Here is a 22,385-nt window from a genome sequence, read left to right as displayed (position 1 = left end):
AGGATATTTTCGGCCAGATGAAGGGGAACCTCGTGAAAATTGGACAGGGAAGCGTATGAGCGACTTGACCGTATTCTGGGCGGATGCCCTGCGCGCCCATTGGGGGCTGGACGCCAAGCTGACGCGGCTGGATGGCGAATATGATCTGAACTTTATGGTGCGGGCTACCAATGGTCAGGATTATGTACTGAAAGTCATGCGCCCCGGATGCGAAGCAGAGTTCGTTGATCTGCAGGTCAAGGCATTGGCCCATATCGCGGGTGAGGCGCCGGGGCTGCCATTCCCTCAGGTCTATCCCGCCCTTACTGGGGCGCAGCTGCCGCAAATTGCCGATCAGCAAGGGCAGATGCGGCTGGTCTGGTTGCTGGAATGCCTGCCGGGGCAATGTTACGCCAAGGCCGCGCCTAAATCCGAGGCGTTGATCTTGAAATTGGGGCGTGTTCTGGGTGCCACCGACAAAGCGTTGGAGCGGTTTACCCATGACGGGCTGCATCGTGCAGATTTCAAATGGGACCTTACGCAAGCCGGTTGGATCGCCGATCGGCTGGATGCGATCACTGATCCTGCTCGTCGGGTTTTGCTGTCCGAGATTTGTGACCAGTTCGCAGCGATCTCGGGTCCGTTGGCGGAACTGCCGAAACAGGCGATCCATAATGACGTCAACGACTACAACATTCTGGTTGAGGGCGAACTGGGTCAGCGTCAGAGTATCTCGGGCCTGATTGATCTGGGCGATATGTGTGCTGCGCCGCGTGTCTGTGATCTGGCGATTGCGGGGGCCTATATCGTTCTGGATCGCCCTAAACCGGAACGCGCGCTTGCCGCTCTTGTGCAGGGCTATCACGCGGCTAATCGGCTGCGCCCCGATGAGATTGATTTGATCTGGCCCTTGCTGCGGATGCGGCTGGCGGTGTCCGTTGTAAACTCGACCCTTATGGCGATCGAGAACCCGGATGATCCTTATGTGACGATCAGTCAGGCCCCCGCATGGCGGTTCCTTGAGAATGCGGGCGTGAACGGTGACCTGATGGCGGCGCGGCTACGAACGGCCTGCGGTTTGCCCGTTACTGACGGGGCCGAACGCATCCACGCCTATCTGTCCGAACATCGCGGCCAGTTCGCCCTGATGTTCAATCAGGATCTGAGCGATGCGCCCATGGGCTCGCTGTCGGTTGAGAACTCGACCTGGCCGCAGAACCCGTTCCACATGCCACTGGAAGAGGCCGCGCGTGTGGGTGAGGAATTTGGCCAAGGCCTGTGGTTGGGCTATTACAACGAACCCCGCCTGATCTATGCCGAGCCCGGGTTCCGCAAGGGGCCCTGGAAGGCTTCGGACCGGCGCACCGTGCATTTGGCGGTGGATGTGTTTGCCCCGGCAGGCACCGTGCTGCACGCGCCGATGAGCGGCCGGGTCGAAGCGGTCGAGAACCGCGACGCCCATTTGGACTATGGCGGCGTCGTGATCCTGCACCACGAAACGCCCGAGGGCGATCCCTTCTATACTCTTTATGGTCATCTGGACCCCGAAGTTTGTGACCGTCTGAAGCCGGGCGATCCGGTGGCGCAGGGTGCGGCCTTTGCCCGGCTAGGGGACGCCAGCCAGAACGGTGGCTGGGCCCCGCATGTGCATTTCCAGCTGGCCCTGACCACGGATGGAATGCAGACCGACTGGCCCGGTGTCGGCGATCCGGATGAGATAGAGCTGTGGCACGCCGTCTGCCCCAATCCCGCGGCATTGCTGAACCTGCCAGACGACAAGGTATTCTATCGGCCCACAGATAAACAGGTGATCCTGCAGGGGCGGCACGACCACTTCGGCAGCAACCTTAGCCTGACCTATGACGATCCAGTCATGCTGGTGCGCGGGTGGAAACATCATCTGTTTGACGAATGGGGACGGCCCTATCTGGACGCCTATAACAACGTCCCCCATGTGGGCCATGCGCATCCGCGAATTCAGGCGGTGGCGGCGGATCAGCTGAAGCGAATGAATTCAAATACGCGCTATCTGCACCCTGCCCAAACGACCTTTGCCGACAAGATTCTCTCGAAACTGCCGGATCATTTCGAGGTCTGCTTTTTTGTCAATTCAGGCACCGAGGCGAACGAGTTGGCCTTGCGACTGGCCCGCACCCATACCGGCGCCAAGGGCATTGTCACCCCGGATCACGGCTATCATGGCAACACCAACGCGGCTGTTGCGATCTCGGCCTATAAGTTCAACAAACCCGGCGGTGTCGGTCAGGCCGACTGGGTCGAGCTGGTTGAGGTTGCCGACGACTATCGCGGGTCATTCAAACGTGACGACCCGGACCGCGCTACAAAATTCGCGAATTTTGTAGACCCTGCAATCGCTGCTCTGCAAGACAAGGGGCACGGGGTCGCAGGTTTCATTGCCGAGACCTTCCCCTCGGTCGGCGGCCAAATCATTCCGCCCAAAGGTTACCTGCCAGCGGTATATGAGAAAATCCGCGCTGCGGGCGGTGTGTGCATTGCCGATGAAGTACAAACCGGGCTTGGGCGACTGGGTGAGTACTATTTCGGCTTTGAACATCAAGGCGCGCTGCCGGACATCGTCGTCATGGGCAAACCTATCGGTAACGGCCATCCGCTGGGCGTACTGGTTACGACCAAGGAAATCGCCCAGAGCTTTGACAACGGGATCGAGTTCTTTTCAACCTTTGGCGGCTCGACCCTGTCATGCCGGATCGGCAAAGAGGTGCTGGACATCGTCGATGACGAAGGCCTGCAGGACAACGCCCGCGATATGGGCGCGCGCATGATGGATGGTCTGCGTCAGATTGAGTCCGATTTCGGATGCGTTGGCGATGTGCGAGGAATGGGCCTGTTCCTTGGGGTTGAGCTGATCAACCCGGATGGGTCCGAGGGCACCGAAATCTGCAAATACGTCAAAAACCGGATGCGCGATCATCGTATTCTGATCGGCAGCGAAGGGCCCAAGGACAACATCCTGAAAATCCGCCCACCGCTGACGATCGAGGCCGAGGACGTCGACATGATCCTCTGGGCTTTGCGGGACGTTTTGACCGGAGTGGGTGATTTCACCCCTGCCCCAGCCTGCGATCAGGGGCATCACCATGCTGGGTGCGGGTGCTGCTGAGAAATAAACCCCGGCCTAGGGAGGGCCGGGGTTCTGCGCCACGCTGCTGCTCAATGCAGCAGGGCTGCGGGGGGTTGGTGCCCGGTTGTGGGCAGCGGAATCGACGCGGTCATACGACGCAGCGCCAGTCCAAGTTCTTCTGATAATGAGGCCAGAGCGGGGGCAAAATCCGGTCGCACAATCAGGGACGCCATCATCATCGCGTCTTCACGGGAACCTTCAGAGGCCGCCGCGATCATCTGCGCAAAGCAATTTTCGTCAGCGCCAAGACAAGAACACCCCAATCCGTGACGGATCAACGGGCGGCGCCCGTGATGCGCGCACAGCGAACACAGGCGGTCAAGCGACATCATCGCAGCGCGCCCGCATTCTGCGCCCAACGCAATTTCAAAATCGCTGGCGGCATCTGCGCGGCCCTGGGCACCATCACCCCAAAGCCGCAAGTACATCACGGCTCCGGCTTCGACGGGGCCAAGGTCAGTTAAGCGGCCAACAGCCGCCCCACCCCGAGAGGAATTCGCGCTCATTTCGTCAGGATCAATTTGCCTGCGCGGGTGATGCGCAGCGTATACAGCTGGTCGCCCAATTCGATATGGGCCAGGTTACCGCCATTGGTCAGTTCTTCGGCCTTATGCGATGGCAGCATGGATACAGCATAGGATTGGCTGGGATTCGGGGTCTGCATATTCATCAGGACAACTCCAGAGGGGGCTGGGGCGAAATGCCTTAATCTGTTCGCGTTTCACTTGACCTGGCTGACCCTGACAGGGGTTGGCTGTGGACTTGAATAATAATCTGATTAAAATAGTCAGGTATGTCAAGGCCCGTTCTGGTAAATTCTCCAACCTCGCACGATTGCACCAAAAATTCAGGCAGGGTACCACTTTCTCAGAATATCAAACCAAGGGGGCAGCCAATGGCCGCGACTATCATGTTTGACCTGGATGGAACGCTCGTGGACAGTCTTCCTGATCTTGCCGCGGCCGCGAACAATATGTTGCGTGACGCCGGCGTAGCGCCCTTATCACAGGACCAGATCAAACAATTTGTTGGCAACGGGCTACCCAAACTGGTCGAGCGTGTGATTGAGCATTGCGGCCTGCCGATGGCCCAGCACGGTGATCTGACCCGGTTGACGCTTGCCCATTACAACGCCGCCTCCAGCGATAAAACCGTGGTCTATCCCGGTGTGCTGCAGGCGCTGGAGCATTTGCGTGAAATGGGCTGCGTTCTGGGGGTTTGTACCAACAAACCCGAAGCCCCTGCCCGCCATGTGCTTGAGGCGATGGGGCTTGCACCCCATTTCGATGCCGTCCTTGGCGGTGACAGCCTGAACACCCGCAAACCCGACCCGGCCCATCTTGAGGCCAGCTTTGCCGCCGTTACCACAGCCGGTCCGCAGTTGTTTGTCGGAGATAGCGAGGTGGATGCCGAAACCGCTCAACGCGCACAAGTGCCGTTTTTGTTGTTCACCGAAGGTTATCGAAAATCACCGGTTGCCGACATTCCACATACAGCAAGCTACGACCGATCCTCTGAATTGCCCAAACTGGTTGCACAAGTACTGCTATCTCTGGAGCAAAGCGCCTGAGAGCCTATTTCTAGAGGGGGATCGAAACGGGTCGCGGCCAGTGACTGAGGGGCCGGCCGAGGGGGTAAGTAGCCAGCCCCTCACAGGGGAAAAGTGGTATCGTCCGATATGACCCGTTCGATAAAACACAGTTAACGAATCGGCCTGAATTTCGATATAGGGGGTTTCCCGTAGCCCCCCGGATAGTGTTGAAATCACAGTTAATTTTTTCGCCCATTTTAGCGCAAACAGGGGTTTTGCCCTGAAAACAGAAAAATAGGCGAACCCTTAACGCGCTTGTAAGGCAGGACCGTGCGGCTGCCTGTCCTACCGGGCAAATGACGTTGGACGGTACAGTCCACCACCCTGGCGTTGACCTGGAATATACGCTGGATTCACAGGCTTGTTTGTACCACACCGCGCGACTGTGGTCGAAAAATCCGCCGGTTCAGCGGCCATTCATCTTCCACTCTATACATCCGGTTCGTCTCTCGGTAAGGAGCGTGCTTCGACAATGATCCGTGTGTTGGACGCTCTGAGGGTGACCGCATCACCCAAGAGAGCCGAGCTATGAAACAGACAATCGCAGATGCGCTGAAGCGCAAAGGATATGACACCCTGACCCCGGTCCAAGAGGCCGTGTCCGCTCCAGAGTTGCAAGGAAAAGACCTGCTTGTGTCGGCCCAAACCGGATCGGGAAAAACCATTGGGTTCGGCCTGGCCATCGCGCCGACCATTTTGGGCGATGCGCAGGTTTTCGGCACGGCAGACGCGCCTTTGGCACTGGTGATTGCGCCAACGCGAGAGCTGGCAATGCAGGTCAAACGCGAATTGGGATGGCTTTACGCCGACGCGGGGGTGTTCATTGCCTCGTGCGTTGGCGGAATGGATATGCGCGACGAACGCCGGGCTCTGTCACGTGGGGCGCATATCGTGGTCGCGACCCCGGGGCGTTTGCGCGATCATATCATGCGCGGGTCGATTGATCTGACGGCCGTGCGCGCTGTGGTTTTGGATGAAGCCGACGAAATGCTTGACCTTGGGTTCCGCGAGGATCTGGAGTTCATTCTCGACGAAACGCCCACAGACCGCCAAACACTGTTGTTTTCCGCCACGGTTCCGCGCGCCATTGCCACCCTTGCCACCCGGTATCAACGGGATGCCGAGCGTGTAAGTACCGTCAGTGAACGGACGCAACACGCCGATATCGAATACCGTGCAATGAATGTGGCCCCGCGCGATGGTGAAAACGCGATCATCAACGTGCTGCGTTATTACGAGGCCCCGAACGCCATCGTCTTTTGCAACACACGTGCGATGGTTGCACGCCTGACTGCCCGCTTGTCGAACCGTGGGTTCTCGGTTGTGGCTTTGTCCGGTGAACTGACCCAAAGCGAACGCTCAAATGCCCTGCAGGCCATGCGCGACGGGCGTGCCCGCGTCTGTGTGGCGACCGACGTGGCCGCGCGCGGGATTGACCTGCCGAATCTGGATCTGGTGATCCATGCCGAACTGCCCAACAGTCACGAAACTCTTCTGCACCGTTCAGGTCGAACCGGGCGCGCGGGGCGCAAAGGGGTCAGCGCCCTGATCGTCGCACCGGCTTCGTTCAAAAAGGCTCAACGGCTGTTGAAATTCGCCAAACTGACTGCTGATTGGGGTCCGGCACCTTCCGCAGACGCAGTCAACGCACAGGATCTACAGCGGATGTTCGGCTCGGACGACTGGCAGGTGGATCTCGTCGAGAGCGAGCGCACATCGGTCGACGAACTGGTGGCCAGATTCTCGCCGGAACAACTCGCCGCGGCCTATGTCCGTCAATACAAACGTCAGCATTCTGCTCCGGAAGAGTTAAGCGACGTCAAAACCACAGGGACAAAGTCAGAGGCACCTTTTGGCCCGAGTGTGTGGTTTTCGCTGTCGGAAGGACGCAACGATAACGCGTCTCCGCGCTATGTTCTTCCCATGGTGTGCAAGGCCGGGAACCTCACCAAATCCGATATCGGCGCGATCCGCATCGCTGACGATGTGACCTTTATCGAAATTCGCGAGAGCAGCGTTTCCGGATTTTTGGACGCGATCGGACCTGAGATGAAGGTCGAGGGCACAAAAGACATCGTGCGGTTGGACACGGCCCCCGACTTTTCGAAACCGACAAAGACAGGCCCAAAACGAGGTGTGAAAGGCAAGAGAGACCCGCAAAAGTCTGAGCGCAGACCGCCTCGCCTTGTCGATCCACAGCCTGCGAAGGCGCGAAAAAAGACGGCATCAAAGCCGCCTGAGAAAACCAAAGTCGACACTAAGCCCAAGCGCGATGGCGATAGCCTAAGCAGCAAAGGCAAAAAACCAAACCGCGGCCCAAAGGGCCCGCCGCCGCCCAAGGGTAAGCCAAACAGCAAGAAAAACCGCGCACGCGCTGCCGCGGCAAAGGGCGGCAATTCTGTACCGAGACGTTCCAAGTAAGCTGAAACGTTCCCCCGACCCGAATTCGCCTGGGTTCGTTCTTGGGAGGCAAACAAGCCGCACTGAAAATGCAGCTTTTCTCGCGCTGTCAGAAAAGGTTTAATCCACCCGTTCTAAGCTTTTGCTAAATGGGTCAGTGGCATGAATATTGCAGACATCGTCGACTTTGGGCGTTACCCTCTGGGAAATGAAGATTTCGGTACGAAGGCAAGATCGTCACTGAATGAAAACGGTGTCTTGGTCCTTGAGGAATTTATCCGCCCCGAGGCACTGGCAATGATGCAAGCCGAGGCTTTGACGGGACAAGACCAGGCATATTTCTGCACTCAAAGCCACTCGGTCTACCTAACGCCGCCAAATCCAGAGTTTGACGCATCACACCCGGCAAATCGGCAAGTGGAGTCATCCAAAGGATGTATCTGCGACGACGTGGTGTCACCGACATCGCCCCTGCGCACTCTGTATAACGACCCATTATTCCACAGCTTCATCAAGCAGCTCACGGGCGAGACTGAACTGCACCCTTATGTCGATCCGCTGTCGTCAATTAACATTCACTACGCAACCCGAGGGCAAGAACTCGGTTGGCATTTCGACAATTCCTCGTTCGCAATCACATTGCTGATCCAGAAACCCGACGCCGGTAGCCGTTTCGAATATGTAAAGGACCTGCGGGACGCGAGCGCAGGCGACATGAACTATGAAGGTGTCAGGGCCGTTCTGGACAAAGAATTGAAGCCACAAATCCTGAACATGGATCAAGGAACGCTGGTTCTGTTTCGCGGTAGAAACTCCATTCACCGGGTCTCACCGAATGAGAGTGACAAGACAAGAATGCTCGCCGTGTTGGCCTATAACTCGGAACCTGATGTGGAACTGTCAGAGAGTGCCCGCATGACCTTTTACGGTCGATTGAACTGACGTCGGCTTACTGCAATGCAGTACGAATATGCGCAAGATGGGACCTGGAAGGCCGCCAGTTTTTCCACTAACCCAATTCTGAGGTGGCTCGTAGAAGCGCCGTCTCGCTATTTAAGATATCGATTTAAAATCAAAATGACTTGGAAACATCGACTGCAAGACAAACAAGCAGATTTTCAAAGCCTCTTCGGGTTTGAAAATCTCAGAGTGTAAATGGAAGTCGGTCCAGAGCCCTTCCAGCAAAGCAATCAATGCATCTGTTGCAAGTTTGGCGTCTACGTCTTTGTACCCACCTTCGCTTATGATTTGCTGCAACAGTTCAAGGATCACTGCCCGGAAACTTTTGTCCCGTGAGTCGATGAAAGGAAATATGTCGGGGTTCGAGAGAGCTTCGGCCCGAAATGAAAACCAGATCGCAACGTCCCGTGCATTCAGGACCAAAGGGTCGAAATCCGCCTTGAGGATTGAGATTAACTTGTCCGCAGGGCCTAATTCCGGACTGTCCGCGATTGCTTTCCACTGCCCGGCATAGCGCGCTGACAACTCCTCGGCCACGGCAAGCAGCAATTTCTCTTTGGAACCAAAGTGCAGGTTCACCATCCCCCTCGACAGTCCTGACAGCTCCTGGATTCTGGCCGAGGTCGTGCCCCGAATACCGTATTTATGGATGGCATCCGCAGCCGCCTGAATCAGCTGCTGTCGGTTCTGCAACTTACTCAGATCGCGGGCATTGGTCGGAGTATCGGCCTCGAGTTTAATCTTGTTTTTCCTTCGCTGGGTTACTCGCTTTTGCTTTCTCGCATCTAGTGAAGCGAAAGTTCAAGGATTGACATTGAATGAATGTTTGTTCAATTTGTGATATATGTTACATCAAGGTGCCCCATGACCCTGTTCAACTCCGACTTTCAGCCCGTACGTGACTGGGACAACGAACACTTCCTGCATCCGTGGGAAGGGATGTCATTCCTTGGCCAAAATGAACGAACCTTTGCCGAAAGTGGCCAAGGCGTTCACATCGTGACAGAGGACGGAAAACGCTTGATAGATGGGCCTGCGGGGATGTGGTGCGTTCAATTGGGCTATGGGAACGCTGAAATTGCCGATGCGATGGCCCAGCAAGCGAAAGAGATGGCGTATTTTTCGCCCTTCAACAACGCCAACTCGGCCCCAGCCCGGCTGGCACATGAGATCGCCAAAAGAACACCGGGTGACCTGAACCATGTGTTCTTTACAACCGGCGGCTCAACAGCCGTTGATAGCGCCCTGCGGTTTGTGCAGTTCCGCAATAACCTGCTTGGCAAACCTGAAAAAAAGATCGTGATATCGCGGCAAAAGGCCTATCACGGTTCGACTTATTTGGCGGCCTCAGTATCTGGAAAAGAGCGCGACAAAGGGTGGTTGGACCAGGCCTCTCACCTGACGCGTTTCCTGCCGAATGTGAACCCATACACGCGCCGCGCCGATCAAACGGTTGAAGATTTTCTAGACGAAAAAATCGCTGATCTAGAGAACATGATCCTGGAAACCGACCCTGACAAAGTCGCGGCGTTCATCGCTGAACCAATCCTATGTTCTGGTGGGGTCATCGTGCCTCCGCAGGGGTATCATCAGCGCTGCTTGGACATCTGCCGGAAATACGATGTCCTGTATATTTCAGATGAGGTTGTGACTGGATTTGGGCGGCTTGGGCATTGGTTTGCATCCGAAGACGTCTTTGGCATTCAACCAGATATCATCACCTGCGCCAAAGGTATGACGTCTGGCTATGTCCCCATGGGGGCCTGCATTATCTCTGATCGACTGATCGCAGATGTCAGTGGTGGGAACGCGCAGGAGGCTACGTTTTCAAACGGGTTCACCTATTCAGGCCACCCGGTAAGCGCGGCAGCTGGTTTGAAAACCATCGAAATCATGGAGCGCGACGGTATTCTGGAACATGTCCGCGCGCTTACGCCGCTGTTCGAAGAACGCCTTCAGGCTCTGGCGGCCTTGCCACTTGTGGGTGACGCCCGAGGTATGGGGCTGGTTGGCTGCGTCGAATGCGTTGCCGATTCTAATGCTGATAATCTTTTGGACCTTGATAAGTCTGTTGGCGCATTGATTGACCAGCATTGCCAGGAAAACGGGTTGATCCTGCGACCGATCATCAACATGTGCGTGTTTTCCCCACCGCTGATCATCACGGAAGGCGAGTTGAACCGGATGTTCGATATCCTTGAGAAAGGTATTCGGTTGGCGGCTGAAGACCTGACACAGCAGGGTGCGTTTAAGGCTTAGAAGCCGTCTTGATGCGGCATCACTATTTTACAAGTTTCAATGCCGCATCGCCTTCCGCTGTCCTCAACCCGCCTGCATCGCCTCAGGCGGTAATTTAATCGGAAACTTGGCCCGCACCTCTGCATCAGCCTTGCTGCCAAAGTAGTTCGGATAGTGATTGGATAGGATGTCGTTGACCACCGACCGACTCCGCTCAAACATGTCCTGTCGACCTGCCTTTTCCCAAGTATCGGTCAGTTCCCGATCCAGCAGGGTCGGGTAGACATATTCCGTCTCCATATATTGCAGGGTCTGCGCGTTACCAAGGAAATGACCCGGATCAATTGCGCATTCATGGATAACGTCGACCGAAAGCGTGTCGTCGCTCACCTCGATCCCGCGCAGCGTTCGCGAGATCATGCCCGCAGCCTCGTTGTCGATGACCATAGACTCAAAGCTGCAGCCCATCAGACTGCCAAGCATACCGCCAAATTCGCAGAGCCTGTTGGCACCGGCATGCGCCGCCAAAGCAAAGGTCAGTGCCTTTTCCAAACCGTATTGCGCATCCGGGATTTTAGAATCCGTCATACCACACCCAACACTGGTCGGCAGGTTATAGAAATTGCCCATCTGGATGGCCGCAGCTGAAATTAACGCCTGTTCGCCACTGCCGCCAGTAAAGGACCCAGTACGCAAGTCGGTGATGAAAGGCCAAGCTGCAAAAACGACCGGAGTGCCCGGATTGATGAGGTTCGCAATAGCGACGCAAGACAAGGTCTCAGCAACCGCTTGCGCTAAGGTTCCTGCCAAAGGCGCCGGCGAAGTCGCCCCGGCCTGTGGGGGAACGGCAAGATCGCACACCAGCCCCATCTTCGCCGTATCGATCAAGATCTCCAGATTTTCGCGCCCGAACCTAAGCGGGGATACGATGGGACAGCCTCCAAAGATGACCGAGGGCTTTTCAAGGAACTTGCCCTCGCCACCCGATGCCAGATCGAACAGATGGATCGCATCCTGAATGTGCTCGCGGGTTCTGAAGGTCAGGCAGGAAGGTTTTTCGCTGCCTGCCAGAATGGCGTAGAGCATGCTCATGTCATGCTCATAATCCTGTGGCACATCCGTCGCCAAAACCGTGTCACCGGTCATGTGAATATTATCGAGCCGGTCGACCAAGCGGGTGAAGTCGTAAATATCCTTAAGCGTTGATGGCCTGTAACTGCGAGTCTCGGCATCAAAGGTTGTCACCGCCGTGCCGGAATTTGCGTAATACACCTTGTCCTTGGTGCAGTGCATGTCGTCCTTACCGGCCCGCGATCCGCGTGCATGGACAAAGAATTCACTGGCGGCTTTGGCCAACAGATCTTCCATCAAGGCGCGAGGAAAGCACAACCTGCCGTGCGCGTTCAATGTCGCCCCTTTTGGCACCACAAGATCGAGAACTTCCTGCGTTGGGTCCCCCACGCCTGTGCGTTCCAGAATGCTAAGCGCGGCCTCGTGAATGCGCGACATGTCCGCGTCTGACAGGGGCTTGTATCGCCCACCCGAAATACCCGGCCAGATTGCTTGCGAGGCTGCGTTGCTGGTTCGCACGGCTGCGCGTGCCTCACGCCCGCCCCCGCGCCGTCTTGATCTGCGCTGCGTTAGCTCTGTCATGTTCTTTCTCCGAATTTTGCGCGTCTCAGATCATGCTGAAGTAGTTGCGATAGAAGCCCGAAATGCTCCATTCCATCTCGGACAATGGCCCGGGGACGAAATGGTGCGAGTTCACGCCTTCCTGATTGTGCCGGATGATCCGTTCGTCATCGAGCGACGTGACATGCCACAGCCATGTCAGGGTATCCTTGTCATAGTCGCGCCCCTCTTCGGCGTCGCCGCGTACGTACCAGACGATCTGAATATCGGTGTCTTGCAGAGCACGCGGCACGAACCGATACCCGACCACGTGATCGGCATAAACGAGGAAATAGTTTAGCGTACCGATCCCCAGATCGGTGGCCCCGCCGTCTTGGGATTTCAGCTCACCCAATGGCGGCGCCAAGGGCGCGCCATCCTTGCTGCCGGTCAAGTAGCCGGGGAACAGTGGGTAACGCCGCCAATAGACATCTGCGCCCGGTGCGACTGCGTTTTCTCCAGTCAGATCAAGCTCCTCGAGGGGAACCCCGGCTTCTTTCATCCGCTCGTGCAGGGCCCCGCTGAATTCAAGAACCTGGGCCGGATCTTTCAAGGAATGACTGCGCGAATAGTCCTGATGAGATGGCGCGCAGTGATAACATTCCAAGTAATTCTCCAGAGCAAGCTTCCAGTTCGCCGGAACCGGGTATGAGGCCTCATGGGCAATCTTCAGATTCTCAAAACCGAACGGCTTTGACAGCGGGGCCAGCCTATCCAAAGCGGCGTCCAGCGGCGGCGCGTCTTCGGACGGGCAAACAAAAATCAGACCCTGAAATATCTTTACCTGAACCGGAAACAAACCGTACTGGCCCGGGTCAAAATCCGCCCCCATTGACCGCCCGTTTCTGAGCTTACCGTTCAGGTCAAAGGTCCACGCGTGATAGGGACAGATGAAGTTTCGCGCCTTGCCTTTCTGTTCAATGCAAACGCGCGATCCCCGGTGGCGGCAAACATTTTGATGCGCGCGCACCTCACCCTCGCGATCCCGAACGATGATGATGGATTCAGGTCCGTAGTCGAACAGGAAATAGTCGCCCGGCTCGGCAATCTGGCTGATATGTCCGACCCAGATCCAGTTGCGATTCCAGAACGTGCTGATATCGTTTTCGTATACTGCCTGAGACGTATAGAAATGGCGCGGCAAGGCGAACCCTTCCCGCTGCGCTTCCATCAAGTCGCGCATTACTTGCAAGTCATCTTTTGGCATAGCGCACCTCATGCAGATTCAAGGGAAACGATTTCCCGACGGAAAAATTCACGGTCGATGTCGCCCGCGTCGCGTTCAAAATTCCTGGCTGCCATGTGGCCCGAATATACAGCGTCAGCGATCAAACCGGGGTTTGCCGCATCACCGATCAGTTCCAGACTTGTCAGTGGCTTGTCGGGCAAATTTCGCAGTTCCTCATAAAGGGCAGTCTCTCGCGCGCGCTGCGTGACCAAAACAACTGATGCGCACTCGACGCTTTGTTCGCGTCCGGTATAGGCGCATTGAACTTTCGCCATTCCGGGCGTGATTTCGACCAGGGTCTGGGACAACACCAGCCGAACACCTTTTTCCAACAAGCCGCGTTGCACTTTGACCTGTTCCAAGGTCAATTCAGTGAAAGGTGAAACCATCGAGGCCGGGGTTACAAAGACGACCTCTCGCCCGGCCTGCGCCAGATGATCCGCCAACACACCACCGAGATAGGCCTGATCATCATCGTAGACCATAATCGGGCCATCCCCCGGCATTACCCCTGACATGATGTCGTCCGGAGTGAATACTTGTGAACCTACCTCTATCGATACGCCCCGGAACGCAGACTTCCCGCGACCGTCTCGCCGCCATGACGCGCCAGTTGCCAGAAAGACATTCGGAATGCCCAACTCGATAACCTCGCTTGCTGACAAGGAACTGTCGGTGAACAGTTGCACGTTCCCGCGTTGCTGCAAGTCATAGATCCTGTGATCTGTCACGCGCCTCCATGCGGATAGCCCGGCCAGACCGGATTCCTGCAACACGCGCCCCCCAAGCTCTTGCTTGGCTTCGGCCAAGGTTACGTCATAGCCCCGACGCGCCAATTGCATGGCGCATTCAAGCCCGGCGGGACCGCTGCCGACAACAAGCGCGGCTTCTTCTTTTCCTCGGCTCTCTATGATTTCAGGATGCCATTTCCGGCGCCACTCCTCCCCCATCGTCGGGTTTTGAGTACATCGGATAGGAACGCCCAGCGCGTCGGAGGACACACAGATATTGCAGCCAATACACTCGCGAATTTCCTCGATCCGACCTTCCTTTATTTTGTTGGGAAGAAACGGGTCGGCAATGGATGGTCGCGCTGCGCCGATGAAATCAAGGATACCTTTCCTGACAAGTGACACCATCAAGTCCGGAGACGTGAAACGCCCGACACCCACAACAGGCTTGGACGTCACCTGTTTGACGAATTCAATGTATGAGGTTTGAAAACCGTCGCGGGGCTCAAAACGTGTCGTCGCCGAGTCATTGCTCCAGTCCGCGACGTTGACGTCCCATAGGTCTGGCAGGTCTGCCAGCAATTCGACTACGGCACGGCCTTCTTCCTGCGCCTGCATCCCGTCTGATCCCAGCATTTCATCAACTGCGAAACGCAAGGCGATAGCACACTCATCCCCGACCTCTTCTCTGGTTTCTTCCAGAAGCTCTCGGGTTAAGCGCACCCGGTTCTCCAACGAGCCTCCGTATTCATCCGTTCGGTCATTGAACTGAGGCAGCAGAAAATGATGCGGCAGGGTCATGTGATGACCGGCATAAACATACACGATGTCAAAGCCCGCCTCGCGCGACCGCCGCGCCGCCGCGCGGTGCCACTTGCGAAACTCGCGAATGTCCGACTTATCCATCGCCCGAGCCTGTTTGGGATACGCTGTTTGCAAGGCAAGTTCTGACGGGCCTAGCAAAGGCGCGCGGCTCAGGTGGTTCTGCGCATGGTGGCCGTTATGTGCCAATTCAATGGCCGCCAACGAACCCTTGGCATGAACTGCATCGGTCATCAGGCGCAGCGCTGGAATATCCCGTTCGTCCCATAGTCGGTTTTCCGCATATGGGGACAAATCTGAAGTGGGATGAATTTCCGTCTCCTGATTGGACACTACGGCCCAACCACCCTCGGCCTTCATTGCCCGCATGGCAGCTTCGGCCTGCGGTCGCAGATATCCCATACCATTGCAGTGGGGCACCTGATAGAACCGGTTTCGGGCCGATACAGGCCCGATCTGAACCGGTTCAAAGAGAACAGAATATCCGTCAGCGCCTGACATTGTCGCGCTTCCTCCAGAAAATTTGGAAATGGTTCTGTGGGATCGGCGGGCTTTCTAAGGCACCGCCAATCCCAGTTGTGTAGTTAGATGGTTCTAAAAGCCCGCTTTGATGCGCTCGAACTCCTTCAACATCTTCGCTTCAATCTCAGGATTGACCGCGTCGAAGAACAGGCTGCCCTCAAAGAAGCTGTCCACGTCCGAGAACCCGTAGGTCTCAATCAACTCTGGATCAGCTTGCGCAAATGAGTCTTCATTGGCATGGGCATAACCCCAGCTTTCGATGATATACTTACCGCTGGCGGCCGAGCTGAGCGCGTTGAGCATGTCGTAGACCTGTTCATCGGACTGTTTGGCAGACTTCAGATGCACATAACCGCAGACCCAGGTGGCGATGCCTTTGTCCACATCACGCATCATGACTGCCGGTGTTTCGTTCCAAATCAGGTTCAACTCCGATTGGTTCCAGCCCCAACCCAGGGTCACCTCACCACTGGCAATGGCTTGATCCAGTTGACCTGCATCAGACCAGTAGAAACGTACATTGGGATGAATTGCCCGCAGGTAATCCGCCGCCTTCTGGAACTCCTCTTCGCTCATATCGGAATAGCTTGAGGCACCAGTTGCCAGTGCAGCCATGGCGAACGCGCTGGAGGCTGCATCCGGAACGGCAACCTTGCCCTGATAGGCCGGGTCTAACAACAATTGCAGCGAAACATCATCAGCCGAAATCATGTCGGTGCGGTAGATCAGGCCAGTGTTCCCCCATTCGAAGGGTACCATATAGGTCTGCCCGTCGATCGTGATACCATCGACCTCTTTGATCTTGGGCATCAGTTTGTCCCAGTTTTCCAGCTTGCTGGTGTCAATCGGCTTGATCATATCCGCTGCCACCCATTTTCTCAGGGCGTCCGTACACGGATGGGCCAGATCGGCCTCAAACCCGGATTGAAGCTTGGTGAAAGCCTCTTCCACGCTGCCGAAATAAGTGTAGCTGGGCGGCCCGCCGTATTTTTCGACGTAATCACCAAAGAATCCCTGATCCTCATATCCGGACCAGTCGAAAACGGTCAGATCAGCCGCGTCGGCCAATGCTTGGCTTGCCGTGAAGGTGGCAACCACTGCTGCCGTAAGTGATGCTGTTTTATTCATTTCTCTCCTCCCAAAGATTCACGTTTGCCCAAGTCGATCACCGAGGCGCTTTGAACCCCAAGCCAGACGGTATCGTCGCGGCTGTGATCAACTGTGTGAAAGTAGTTTGGCACTGCAACGGCGATGCTTTCCGGCAACCCGTCGACGCGCACATAATAGTGGACGCTTTCGCCATAGAAGGCGACGTCCGACACCTTGCCCTGAACACGCGCGTCGTACCCATCCGGTTTTTCCGCGCTGATCTCCAATTGCTCGGGGCGAACGCCGACCAATAGATCCATGTCATGCACCTGAACGTTGGGGTTCACCCCGATAGTCATCGAGCCAAACCCTTGAACATTCACGTCCAGCGTGTCGGCGTTCTCAGCAGTCACTTCGGCATTCAGAAAGTTCATCCCGCCGATGAAAGAGGCCACTTCTCGGTTGCAAGGTTGGGAATACAGAACCTCGGGCTTGTCGACTTGCTTGAGCTGCCCAGCAAACATGACCCCGATCCGGTCGGACATGGTCATCGCCTCATACTGGTCATGCGTGACCATGACGAAGGTAATGCCAAGCTTTTGCTGCAGGCGGCGCATTTCCAATTGCATCGCTTCGCGCAGGTTTTTGTCCAGCGCGGATAATGGTTCATCCAGCAGCAACACCTTGGGCCGCATGACCAATGCGCGGGCAAGCGCCACACGCTGCCGTTGCCCACCTGACAACTCATTGGCCTTGCGATCCTGCAAGCCGCCGAGTTCCACCATCTCAAGCGCCTCGGCAACGCGTTCCTTGATTTCATTTCGGGATAGCTTTGTCTTTCGCAAGCCGAACCCGACATTGTCACCCACATTCAGGTGCGGAAAGATCGCATAACTTTGGAACACCATGTTGGTGGGCCGCTTGTTGGCAGGCACCTCGCCCATCGTCCGTCCGTCAATCCGGATCTCGCCCTCTTCGTGATCCTGAAACCCCGCGATGATGCGCAAGGCCGTTGTCTTTCCGCAGCCCGAAGGCCCAAGCAGCGAAAAGAACTCGCCCTCTTTCAAGGTCAGGTTCAGGTCGGACACGGCCACAAAGGAACCAAAGCGTTTTTCGACGCCCTGTATTTCGATGATGTTCTGTTCGCTCATCAGGTTGGTTTCCTTAGGTTTCAATCTGAGGATTGGATGGAACGGCGGCGGAAATATTCGGCAATCAACAGCAGCAGAACCGAGGACAGCAAAAGCAGCGACCCCAGCGCCAGTGTATTAGGCAGCTTTGCCGGAAAGCGGATCTGGCTCCAGATATAGACCGGCAATGTCGGGCTGTTGCCGGACAGGAAGAAGGCCAGAACAAACTCGTCGAATGACACGGTGAACGTGACCAAAAGACTGGCGATGATGCCCGGTGCAACGATTGGTAGGGTGACACGCCGAAAGGTTCCCACAACGCTTTCGCCCAGATCAAACGCGGCCTCTTCCAACGACTGGTCGAAATCGTCAAAGGCGGATTTCATGATCGACACGGCAAAGGGCAAAGCCACGAATACATGGCCAAGGATCACTGTAGTCAGCGATGGCTTCAGTCCGACGCTGATGAACAGCACCAGCATGGAACTGGCAACGATAATGCCGGGAACGACCAGCGGGAGCATGACCAGACCTTCGGAGAATTCCCGCCCTTTGAACCGGTACCGGACATAGGCGCGCGCAGCGAAAAGGCCCAGAGACGTCGCCATCAAGGCAGTCACGCTGCCAACGATCAGCGAGTTCACCATCGCTTGAAGCAGCGTGTCCTGCTGACCCAACTGCGCGTACCATTTCAGCGTAAAACCCTTTAACGGGAAGGCCACGATGGTTCCGTCATTGAACGAAAACAACGGCAAAAGCAGAACCGGCAGGTAGAGAAACACCAGGTAGGCGATCGCGTAAACAAGCAACCATGGGATACGAATGGCCTTGGTCATCTGATCCTCCGCCCCAGAGCGGTGACGACCACCACGAACAGGATTGCAACGCAGCCGACCGAAAGCATGGCAAGCAGAGACAGGGTTGCACCCAAGGGCCAATTATTGGCCGCGCCAAACTGCACCTGAATCAAATTAGCCACCATTTTCCCCTGCGAGCCACCGACCAGGGCCGGCGTGACGTAGTCGCCCACCGTGGGGATGAAGATGATCAAGCAGGCGGCGATGATCCCTGGCACAGTCAGAGGCAAAGTCACGCGCACAAACCGTTCCAGCTTGCTGCACCCAAGGTCGGTTGCGGCCTCTAACAAGCTGCGGTCGATCTTTTGCAGCGACACGTAAATCGGCAGGATCGCAAATGGCGCCCATGCATGTGCAAGTGTAAGGACAACGGCGAATTCATTGTAGAGCAGGAAGGTCAGTGGTTCCTGTATCAACCCCAGCGAAATAAGGGCCGAATTCATCACCCCATTAAAGCCTAGGATCAGTTTCCAACTGAACACCCGCAGCAGGTAGCTGCTCCAGAAGGGAATGGTGATCAGCAATAGCCAGAGGGTCTTTTTCTGCGTCCGAAATGCGATGAAGTAGGCAATCGGATAGGCCAGACCGACTGTTGCCAGCGTCACCGCCCCCGCTATCGCAACCGATCGGATCATAAGATGCCGGACCAACGGATCGGTGAACGCCTCTTGGTAATTCGCCCATGTCAGCGTGCGGTCAATCTCGACATAGGTCTGGGTCCAAAAGCTGTAGGCGACAAGAATGCACAGGGGCACGGCCACAAGCAGACCGACATAGAGCGTCGCAGGCGCGCTCAGTGCCAGGCCCTTGCCCATTTCACTTCGTATGACTCCAGCCATGCTTCCCTGCTGAACTTTGCTTTCGGTGGCGCGACAATATCGATCACAAAATGGACAATCGTCCATTTAAATCTGGAATTTTAGGGCTAGCTGTGTCAACTGATATTTTCACAACCGGGGCTGGCCAATTTCCCAAAGGCCATTAGAAGGACCCGCAAGAGACTGAAAACAAACAAAACCACCTGATCAGATGACTGGAAGACGACAAGAAATTCGAGAACGAAACCGCCTATCACTGATCGAGGCGGTACTCGACTCGGTCGCAGAAAAGGGGATTTCCGAGACGTCGGTCAGCGAAATCATTCAACGCGCCGATTTATCCCGCGGCATGATTCACCTTCATTTCGGGGGTAAGGACAACCTTGTCGACGAAGCTGCGCGCTATTCGTCCGAGCAATATTACAATGGCATTTATGCCATGCTGGAAACGACCGGACAAACAGGCCAGGAACATATTGAGATGATCGTTCGGGGTGACTTGAGCGAAGCCATTCTCAATAAGAAAAACGTCGCAATATGGTACGCGTTTCGAGGTGAGGCCAGGAACAGAGCGGCAATCGCTGCGTTTTCAGATACCCGCGATGCAAAGCTTCGGAAACTGATCTTCAACGCGTTCGCCCGCATAGCGAAAGAGACTGAAATCGAACACCCAAATCAAGTTGCGCGCGACGCCACTCACGGCACGCTCGCCATGTTGGAAGGCATGTGGACTGACTACCTGCTTCACCCGGATTCCTTTGATCGCGACGAAGCAATGCGAATTGTCTTTCGGTTCCTGAGGGCAATGTTCCCCAAACATTTCGACCTTAGTGGCGCCCGGTTATATCAATGAAGCTTGCGACACAGTGCCTGTCTGGCCACTTCAGCTTGGGGTACCCGACAAGGTTTGCGCTTTCCTTCTTGTGTTGCAGTCACAAGACTGACTGAACGCGCCAGGTTTCCATACATAAGATTGCCTACAGCAATAGGCGTCCTTCGGTGGTTCGTCCCTGCCCTCATCAGGATTCAGTCGGCGCATAGCTTCCGTCTTTGCGATGCACTTCGCGCCCGCTGAGTGGCGGATTGAAGACGCAGACAAGCCGCAAATCAGCGTCTGTTGCGCGAACGAGGTGCCGGTCATGTTGATCCAATGCATAAAGAGTAAATGGCTCAAGCGAATGCCAGGTTTCATCGCCTGAGGTCTTTATCTGCCCTTTGCCTTCGATACAGTAACACGCCTCTAGATGATGGGTGTATTCAAGCTCAAGCATTTCACCCTTTTTGATGATCGTATCCGTAAGCGAAAACCCCATGCCATCAGATGCCAGCAACAGTCGTCTGCTGTTCCAACCCGGACCGGAAACATCCCGATCTGTACCTAGGATTTCATTGAGTGCCCTAACAATCATATTTCTGCCTCGTTGCTACCGAACCGCGCGGTTCATCCCGCCGTCGGACAATATACTCTGACCGTTAATATACCGGGCTCCCTCGCTGGAAAGAAAGACACAAGCCTGTCCAATCTCTTCAAAAGTTGCTGACCGCTGAGCGGGAATTTCACGGCGGGCCCGTTCGGACAGGTTTACGTTCTCGCAGAAGCCGGGCAGCAGGTTATTCATTCGAATATTGTAACGTGCATAGCGATCCCCATAGAGCTTTGAGAAACTGTGCAAAGCGCCGCGCAGCATGCTCATGGGATAGGGCGCACGTGGTTCGATTGTGTTCATGGACGAAATATTTACGAAAGCGCCCCCGCCTTGTTCAATCAAGATAGGCGTGACGATACGAGCAATCTTGACGACGTTCAGCACATACATGTCCAGACTTTCGTGCCACAACTCATCGCTCAGCTCCAAAAGCGGTCCGTCAAAGTCGGGGTCGAATCCCACCGTTTTGATGGCTTCGGGCACCGTTCCGCCGTGGCCCATGTTGCTGACGATTGCATCAATCCGCCCATATTCGCTCATGGTGTCGTCGATCATTGCTTGCAGATCATCGACATCCAGCACAGAACCGCGGCGGCCGATGCCCCCAAGCTCCTCGGCCAGTTCGACCGAGCGGTTCGACGGGGACATCAGCGAGACCTTGTAGCCTGCTTTTGCCATTTCGACCGCACAGCCCCGGCCAATGCCTTGGCCTGTACCTGTCATCAGCGCGACTTTGGATTCGGGCATGGGAATTCCCTTCTTTAGGCAAGCAAAGTATGAGATTTTTTGTGTTTAAATCAGTCTAACTTCTTACATTTAGGCGCATCTATCGAATTTTTAGCACGTTACTGTTAGATTTTCTCACATGATGGAAAATCTCAGACACCTTCGTGCCCTTCAGGCGTTTGACGAAACTGCAACCCATTCCAGCCTGACCAAGGCAGCGGGTGTGCTGAACGTCACCCACGGAGCGATCAGCCGACAAATAAAGTTGCTGGAACTGCACCTTGGGGTGACACTCTTTCATCGCCGCCCCAACGGCGTTGAATTGACCAAAGCCGGCGAACGCCTGCACCAATCAACACGCGGGGCATTTTCTGCATTGCAGTTGGGCGTGATGGAGGTGAAGCGATTACATCACCGCCAGTCGATTACAGTGTCTTTATCCACATCATTGGCACTCAAATGGCTTGTGCCGTTACTAAGTTCGTTTCAACAAGAACATCCGGGTATCGCGCTATTACTGGACACAAATGATGCCTTTGCCGATTTCGATACGTCCGAGGTTGATGTAGCCCTGCGATTTGGAGAACCGGGTTGGGACGGGCTTTATCACGAGCAAATAAGACAAGAGGAGCTGGTCGTCGTGGCCGCGCCATCGCTTGTCGAGAATACACAGCTGCCAATGCGTGCCACTGACATCACCGATCTTCCATTGTTGCACGATGCCTTCAACATCGGCTGGGAAAGCTGGGCCGCGCAAGTTGGTCTGAACGCGGATCAGATCAACTCGCAGAGCATCAAATACGTGGATAGTGCTGTGCTTTTGGAGGCCGCGATTGACGGACAGGGCGTGGCATTGGCAAGACACCTCTTGGCGGCGAGAGACTTGGAATTTGGTCGTCTGATCCGTCTGGACGAAAGCCATGTTCCACTAGATCGCGGGCTCTACTTTGTCTGTCGACCCAGCGATCAGGATCGAGTCTCGGTGAGAATTTTCAAGAAATGGCTTTTGTCGATTTGACCTACGGGTTTCATC

At 55.6% G+C, this 22,385-nt stretch carries 19 protein-coding genes; 7 read left to right on the top strand and 12 right to left on the bottom strand.

Annotation, left to right across the window (positions count from 1 at the left end):
- Positions 1-55 precede the first annotated feature (55 nt).
- On the top strand, positions 56-3,121 hold the full coding sequence (locus ACR0LY_RS15605; RefSeq protein WP_170350844.1) for an aminotransferase class III-fold pyridoxal phosphate-dependent enzyme: 3,066 nt from the start codon (positions 56-58) through the stop codon (positions 3,119-3,121).
- A gap of 50 nt (positions 3,122-3,171) precedes the next feature.
- Here the strand turns inward: ACR0LY_RS15605 and ACR0LY_RS15600 are convergent, their stop codons facing one another.
- Both ACR0LY_RS15600 and hemP read right to left on the bottom strand, forming a co-directional pair.
- Entirely contained in the window at positions 3,172-3,648 is a 477-nt protein-coding gene (locus ACR0LY_RS15600) for a hypothetical protein (RefSeq protein WP_170350843.1), read from the bottom strand.
- Entirely contained in the window at positions 3,645-3,812 is a 168-nt protein-coding gene (gene hemP / locus ACR0LY_RS15595; protein ID WP_170350842.1) for a hemin uptake protein HemP, read from the bottom strand. The genes ACR0LY_RS15600 and hemP overlap by 4 nt, the downstream gene beginning before the upstream one ends.
- Positions 3,813-4,037: 225 nt before the next feature.
- Between hemP and gph the strand changes: the two genes are divergently transcribed.
- The 3 genes from gph to ACR0LY_RS15580 all read left to right on the top strand — a co-directional run bounded on the left by gph (position 4,038) and on the right by ACR0LY_RS15580 (position 8,075).
- Positions 4,038-4,712, top strand: a complete 675-nt coding sequence (gene gph, locus ACR0LY_RS15590) for a phosphoglycolate phosphatase (protein WP_170350841.1) — start codon at positions 4,038-4,040, stop codon at positions 4,710-4,712.
- 549 nt (positions 4,713-5,261) lie between these two features.
- Positions 5,262-7,154, top strand: a complete 1,893-nt coding sequence (locus ACR0LY_RS15585; RefSeq protein ID WP_170350840.1) for a DEAD/DEAH box helicase — start codon at positions 5,262-5,264, stop codon at positions 7,152-7,154.
- Positions 7,155-7,295: 141 nt separating this feature from the next.
- Positions 7,296-8,075: a HalD/BesD family halogenase gene (locus tag ACR0LY_RS15580; protein WP_170350839.1), complete on the top strand. Its 780-nt coding sequence runs from the start codon at positions 7,296-7,298 to the stop codon at positions 8,073-8,075.
- A 111-nt stretch (positions 8,076-8,186) separates the two neighbouring features.
- Here ACR0LY_RS15580 and ACR0LY_RS15575 read toward each other — a convergent pair whose 3' ends face one another.
- A complete protein-coding gene (locus ACR0LY_RS15575) occupies positions 8,187-8,786 on the bottom strand; it encodes a TetR/AcrR family transcriptional regulator (RefSeq protein WP_170350838.1) in 600 nt (199 codons plus the stop codon).
- 171 nt (positions 8,787-8,957) lie between these two features.
- On the opposite strand from ACR0LY_RS15575, the gene ACR0LY_RS15570 reads away from it, so the two are divergent.
- Positions 8,958-10,352 (top strand): aminotransferase, encoded by a 1,395-nt coding sequence (locus ACR0LY_RS15570; RefSeq protein ID WP_170350837.1) that lies wholly within the window; start codon positions 8,958-8,960, stop codon positions 10,350-10,352.
- Positions 10,353-10,415: 63 nt separating this feature from the next.
- Here the strand turns inward: ACR0LY_RS15570 and ACR0LY_RS15565 are convergent, their stop codons facing one another.
- The 7 genes from ACR0LY_RS15565 to ACR0LY_RS15535 form a co-directional block, all read right to left on the bottom strand.
- Positions 10,416-11,984, bottom strand: coding sequence for a trimethylamine methyltransferase family protein (locus ACR0LY_RS15565; protein ID WP_170350836.1), 1,569 nt, complete (start codon positions 11,982-11,984; stop codon positions 10,416-10,418).
- Positions 11,985-12,009: 25 nt separating this feature from the next.
- Complete coding sequence (locus ACR0LY_RS15560; protein WP_170350835.1) at positions 12,010-13,209, bottom strand: aromatic ring-hydroxylating oxygenase subunit alpha; 1,200 nt, start codon at positions 13,207-13,209, stop codon at positions 12,010-12,012.
- An 8-nt stretch (positions 13,210-13,217) separates the two neighbouring features.
- Positions 13,218-15,284, bottom strand: a complete 2,067-nt coding sequence (locus ACR0LY_RS15555) for an oxidoreductase (protein ID WP_170350834.1) — start codon at positions 15,282-15,284, stop codon at positions 13,218-13,220.
- 93 nt (positions 15,285-15,377) lie between these two features.
- The gene (locus ACR0LY_RS15550) at positions 15,378-16,433 is read right to left on the bottom strand and encodes an ABC transporter substrate-binding protein (RefSeq protein WP_170350833.1); all 1,056 of its coding nucleotides are present in this window, start codon (positions 16,431-16,433) and stop codon (positions 15,378-15,380) included.
- The gene (locus ACR0LY_RS15545; protein ID WP_170350832.1) at positions 16,430-17,545 is read right to left on the bottom strand and encodes an ABC transporter ATP-binding protein; all 1,116 of its coding nucleotides are present in this window, start codon (positions 17,543-17,545) and stop codon (positions 16,430-16,432) included. Before ACR0LY_RS15545 ends, ACR0LY_RS15550 begins: the two co-directional genes overlap by 4 nt.
- Before the next feature lie 20 nt (positions 17,546-17,565).
- Positions 17,566-18,360 (bottom strand): ABC transporter permease, encoded by a 795-nt coding sequence (locus tag ACR0LY_RS15540; RefSeq protein WP_170350831.1) that lies wholly within the window; start codon positions 18,358-18,360, stop codon positions 17,566-17,568.
- Positions 18,357-19,220: an ABC transporter permease gene (locus tag ACR0LY_RS15535; protein ID WP_170350830.1), complete on the bottom strand. Its 864-nt coding sequence runs from the start codon at positions 19,218-19,220 to the stop codon at positions 18,357-18,359. The genes ACR0LY_RS15540 and ACR0LY_RS15535 overlap by 4 nt, the downstream gene beginning before the upstream one ends.
- A 190-nt stretch (positions 19,221-19,410) precedes the next feature.
- Between ACR0LY_RS15535 and ACR0LY_RS15530 the strand changes: the two genes are divergently transcribed.
- On the top strand, positions 19,411-20,052 hold the full coding sequence (locus tag ACR0LY_RS15530; RefSeq protein ID WP_170350829.1) for a TetR family transcriptional regulator C-terminal domain-containing protein: 642 nt from the start codon (positions 19,411-19,413) through the stop codon (positions 20,050-20,052).
- Positions 20,053-20,218: 166 nt separating this feature from the next.
- On the opposite strand, the gene ACR0LY_RS15525 is transcribed toward ACR0LY_RS15530, so the two are convergent.
- Both ACR0LY_RS15525 and ACR0LY_RS15520 read right to left on the bottom strand, forming a co-directional pair.
- Entirely contained in the window at positions 20,219-20,608 is a 390-nt protein-coding gene (locus ACR0LY_RS15525; RefSeq protein WP_170350828.1) for an ectoine synthase, read from the bottom strand.
- 15 nt (positions 20,609-20,623) lie between these two features.
- The gene (locus ACR0LY_RS15520; protein WP_170350827.1) at positions 20,624-21,373 is read right to left on the bottom strand and encodes an SDR family oxidoreductase; all 750 of its coding nucleotides are present in this window, start codon (positions 21,371-21,373) and stop codon (positions 20,624-20,626) included.
- Positions 21,374-21,491: 118 nt separating this feature from the next.
- On the opposite strand from ACR0LY_RS15520, the gene ACR0LY_RS15515 reads away from it, so the two are divergent.
- Positions 21,492-22,370: a LysR substrate-binding domain-containing protein gene (locus tag ACR0LY_RS15515; protein WP_170350826.1), complete on the top strand. Its 879-nt coding sequence runs from the start codon at positions 21,492-21,494 to the stop codon at positions 22,368-22,370.
- Positions 22,371-22,385: the final 15 nt, after the last annotated feature.

Source organism: Ruegeria sp. BC5 (assembly GCF_056539205.1).
This window is presented reverse-complemented; position numbering and strand designations above follow the sequence as displayed.

What these genes read in the sequence shown, in the direction of transcription:
- ACR0LY_RS15605 (WP_170350844.1), top strand. Translation starts at nt 56, where the DNA reads ATGAGCGACTTGACCGTATTCTGGGCGGATGCCCTGCGCGCCCATTGG.
- ACR0LY_RS15600 (WP_170350843.1), bottom strand. Translation starts at nt 3,648, where the DNA reads ATGAGCGCGAATTCCTCTCGGGGTGGGGCGGCTGTTGGCCGCTTAACT.
- hemP (WP_170350842.1), bottom strand. Translation starts at nt 3,812, where the DNA reads ATGAATATGCAGACCCCGAATCCCAGCCAATCCTATGCTGTATCCATG.
- gph (WP_170350841.1), top strand. Translation starts at nt 4,038, where the DNA reads ATGGCCGCGACTATCATGTTTGACCTGGATGGAACGCTCGTGGACAGT.
- ACR0LY_RS15585 (WP_170350840.1), top strand. Translation starts at nt 5,262, where the DNA reads ATGAAACAGACAATCGCAGATGCGCTGAAGCGCAAAGGATATGACACC.
- ACR0LY_RS15580 (WP_170350839.1), top strand. Translation starts at nt 7,296, where the DNA reads ATGAATATTGCAGACATCGTCGACTTTGGGCGTTACCCTCTGGGAAAT.
- ACR0LY_RS15570 (WP_170350837.1), top strand. Translation starts at nt 8,958, where the DNA reads ATGACCCTGTTCAACTCCGACTTTCAGCCCGTACGTGACTGGGACAAC.
- ACR0LY_RS15565 (WP_170350836.1), bottom strand. Translation starts at nt 11,984, where the DNA reads ATGACAGAGCTAACGCAGCGCAGATCAAGACGGCGCGGGGGCGGGCGT.
- ACR0LY_RS15560 (WP_170350835.1), bottom strand. Translation starts at nt 13,209, where the DNA reads ATGCCAAAAGATGACTTGCAAGTAATGCGCGACTTGATGGAAGCGCAG.
- ACR0LY_RS15555 (WP_170350834.1), bottom strand. Translation starts at nt 15,284, where the DNA reads ATGTCAGGCGCTGACGGATATTCTGTTCTCTTTGAACCGGTTCAGATC.
- ACR0LY_RS15550 (WP_170350833.1), bottom strand. Translation starts at nt 16,433, where the DNA reads ATGAATAAAACAGCATCACTTACGGCAGCAGTGGTTGCCACCTTCACG.
- ACR0LY_RS15545 (WP_170350832.1), bottom strand. Translation starts at nt 17,545, where the DNA reads ATGAGCGAACAGAACATCATCGAAATACAGGGCGTCGAAAAACGCTTT.
- ACR0LY_RS15540 (WP_170350831.1), bottom strand. Translation starts at nt 18,360, where the DNA reads ATGACCAAGGCCATTCGTATCCCATGGTTGCTTGTTTACGCGATCGCC.
- ACR0LY_RS15535 (WP_170350830.1), bottom strand. Translation starts at nt 19,220, where the DNA reads ATGGCTGGAGTCATACGAAGTGAAATGGGCAAGGGCCTGGCACTGAGC.
- ACR0LY_RS15530 (WP_170350829.1), top strand. Translation starts at nt 19,411, where the DNA reads ATGACTGGAAGACGACAAGAAATTCGAGAACGAAACCGCCTATCACTG.
- ACR0LY_RS15525 (WP_170350828.1), bottom strand. Translation starts at nt 20,608, where the DNA reads ATGATTGTTAGGGCACTCAATGAAATCCTAGGTACAGATCGGGATGTT.
- ACR0LY_RS15520 (WP_170350827.1), bottom strand. Translation starts at nt 21,373, where the DNA reads ATGCCCGAATCCAAAGTCGCGCTGATGACAGGTACAGGCCAAGGCATT.
- ACR0LY_RS15515 (WP_170350826.1), top strand. Translation starts at nt 21,492, where the DNA reads ATGATGGAAAATCTCAGACACCTTCGTGCCCTTCAGGCGTTTGACGAA.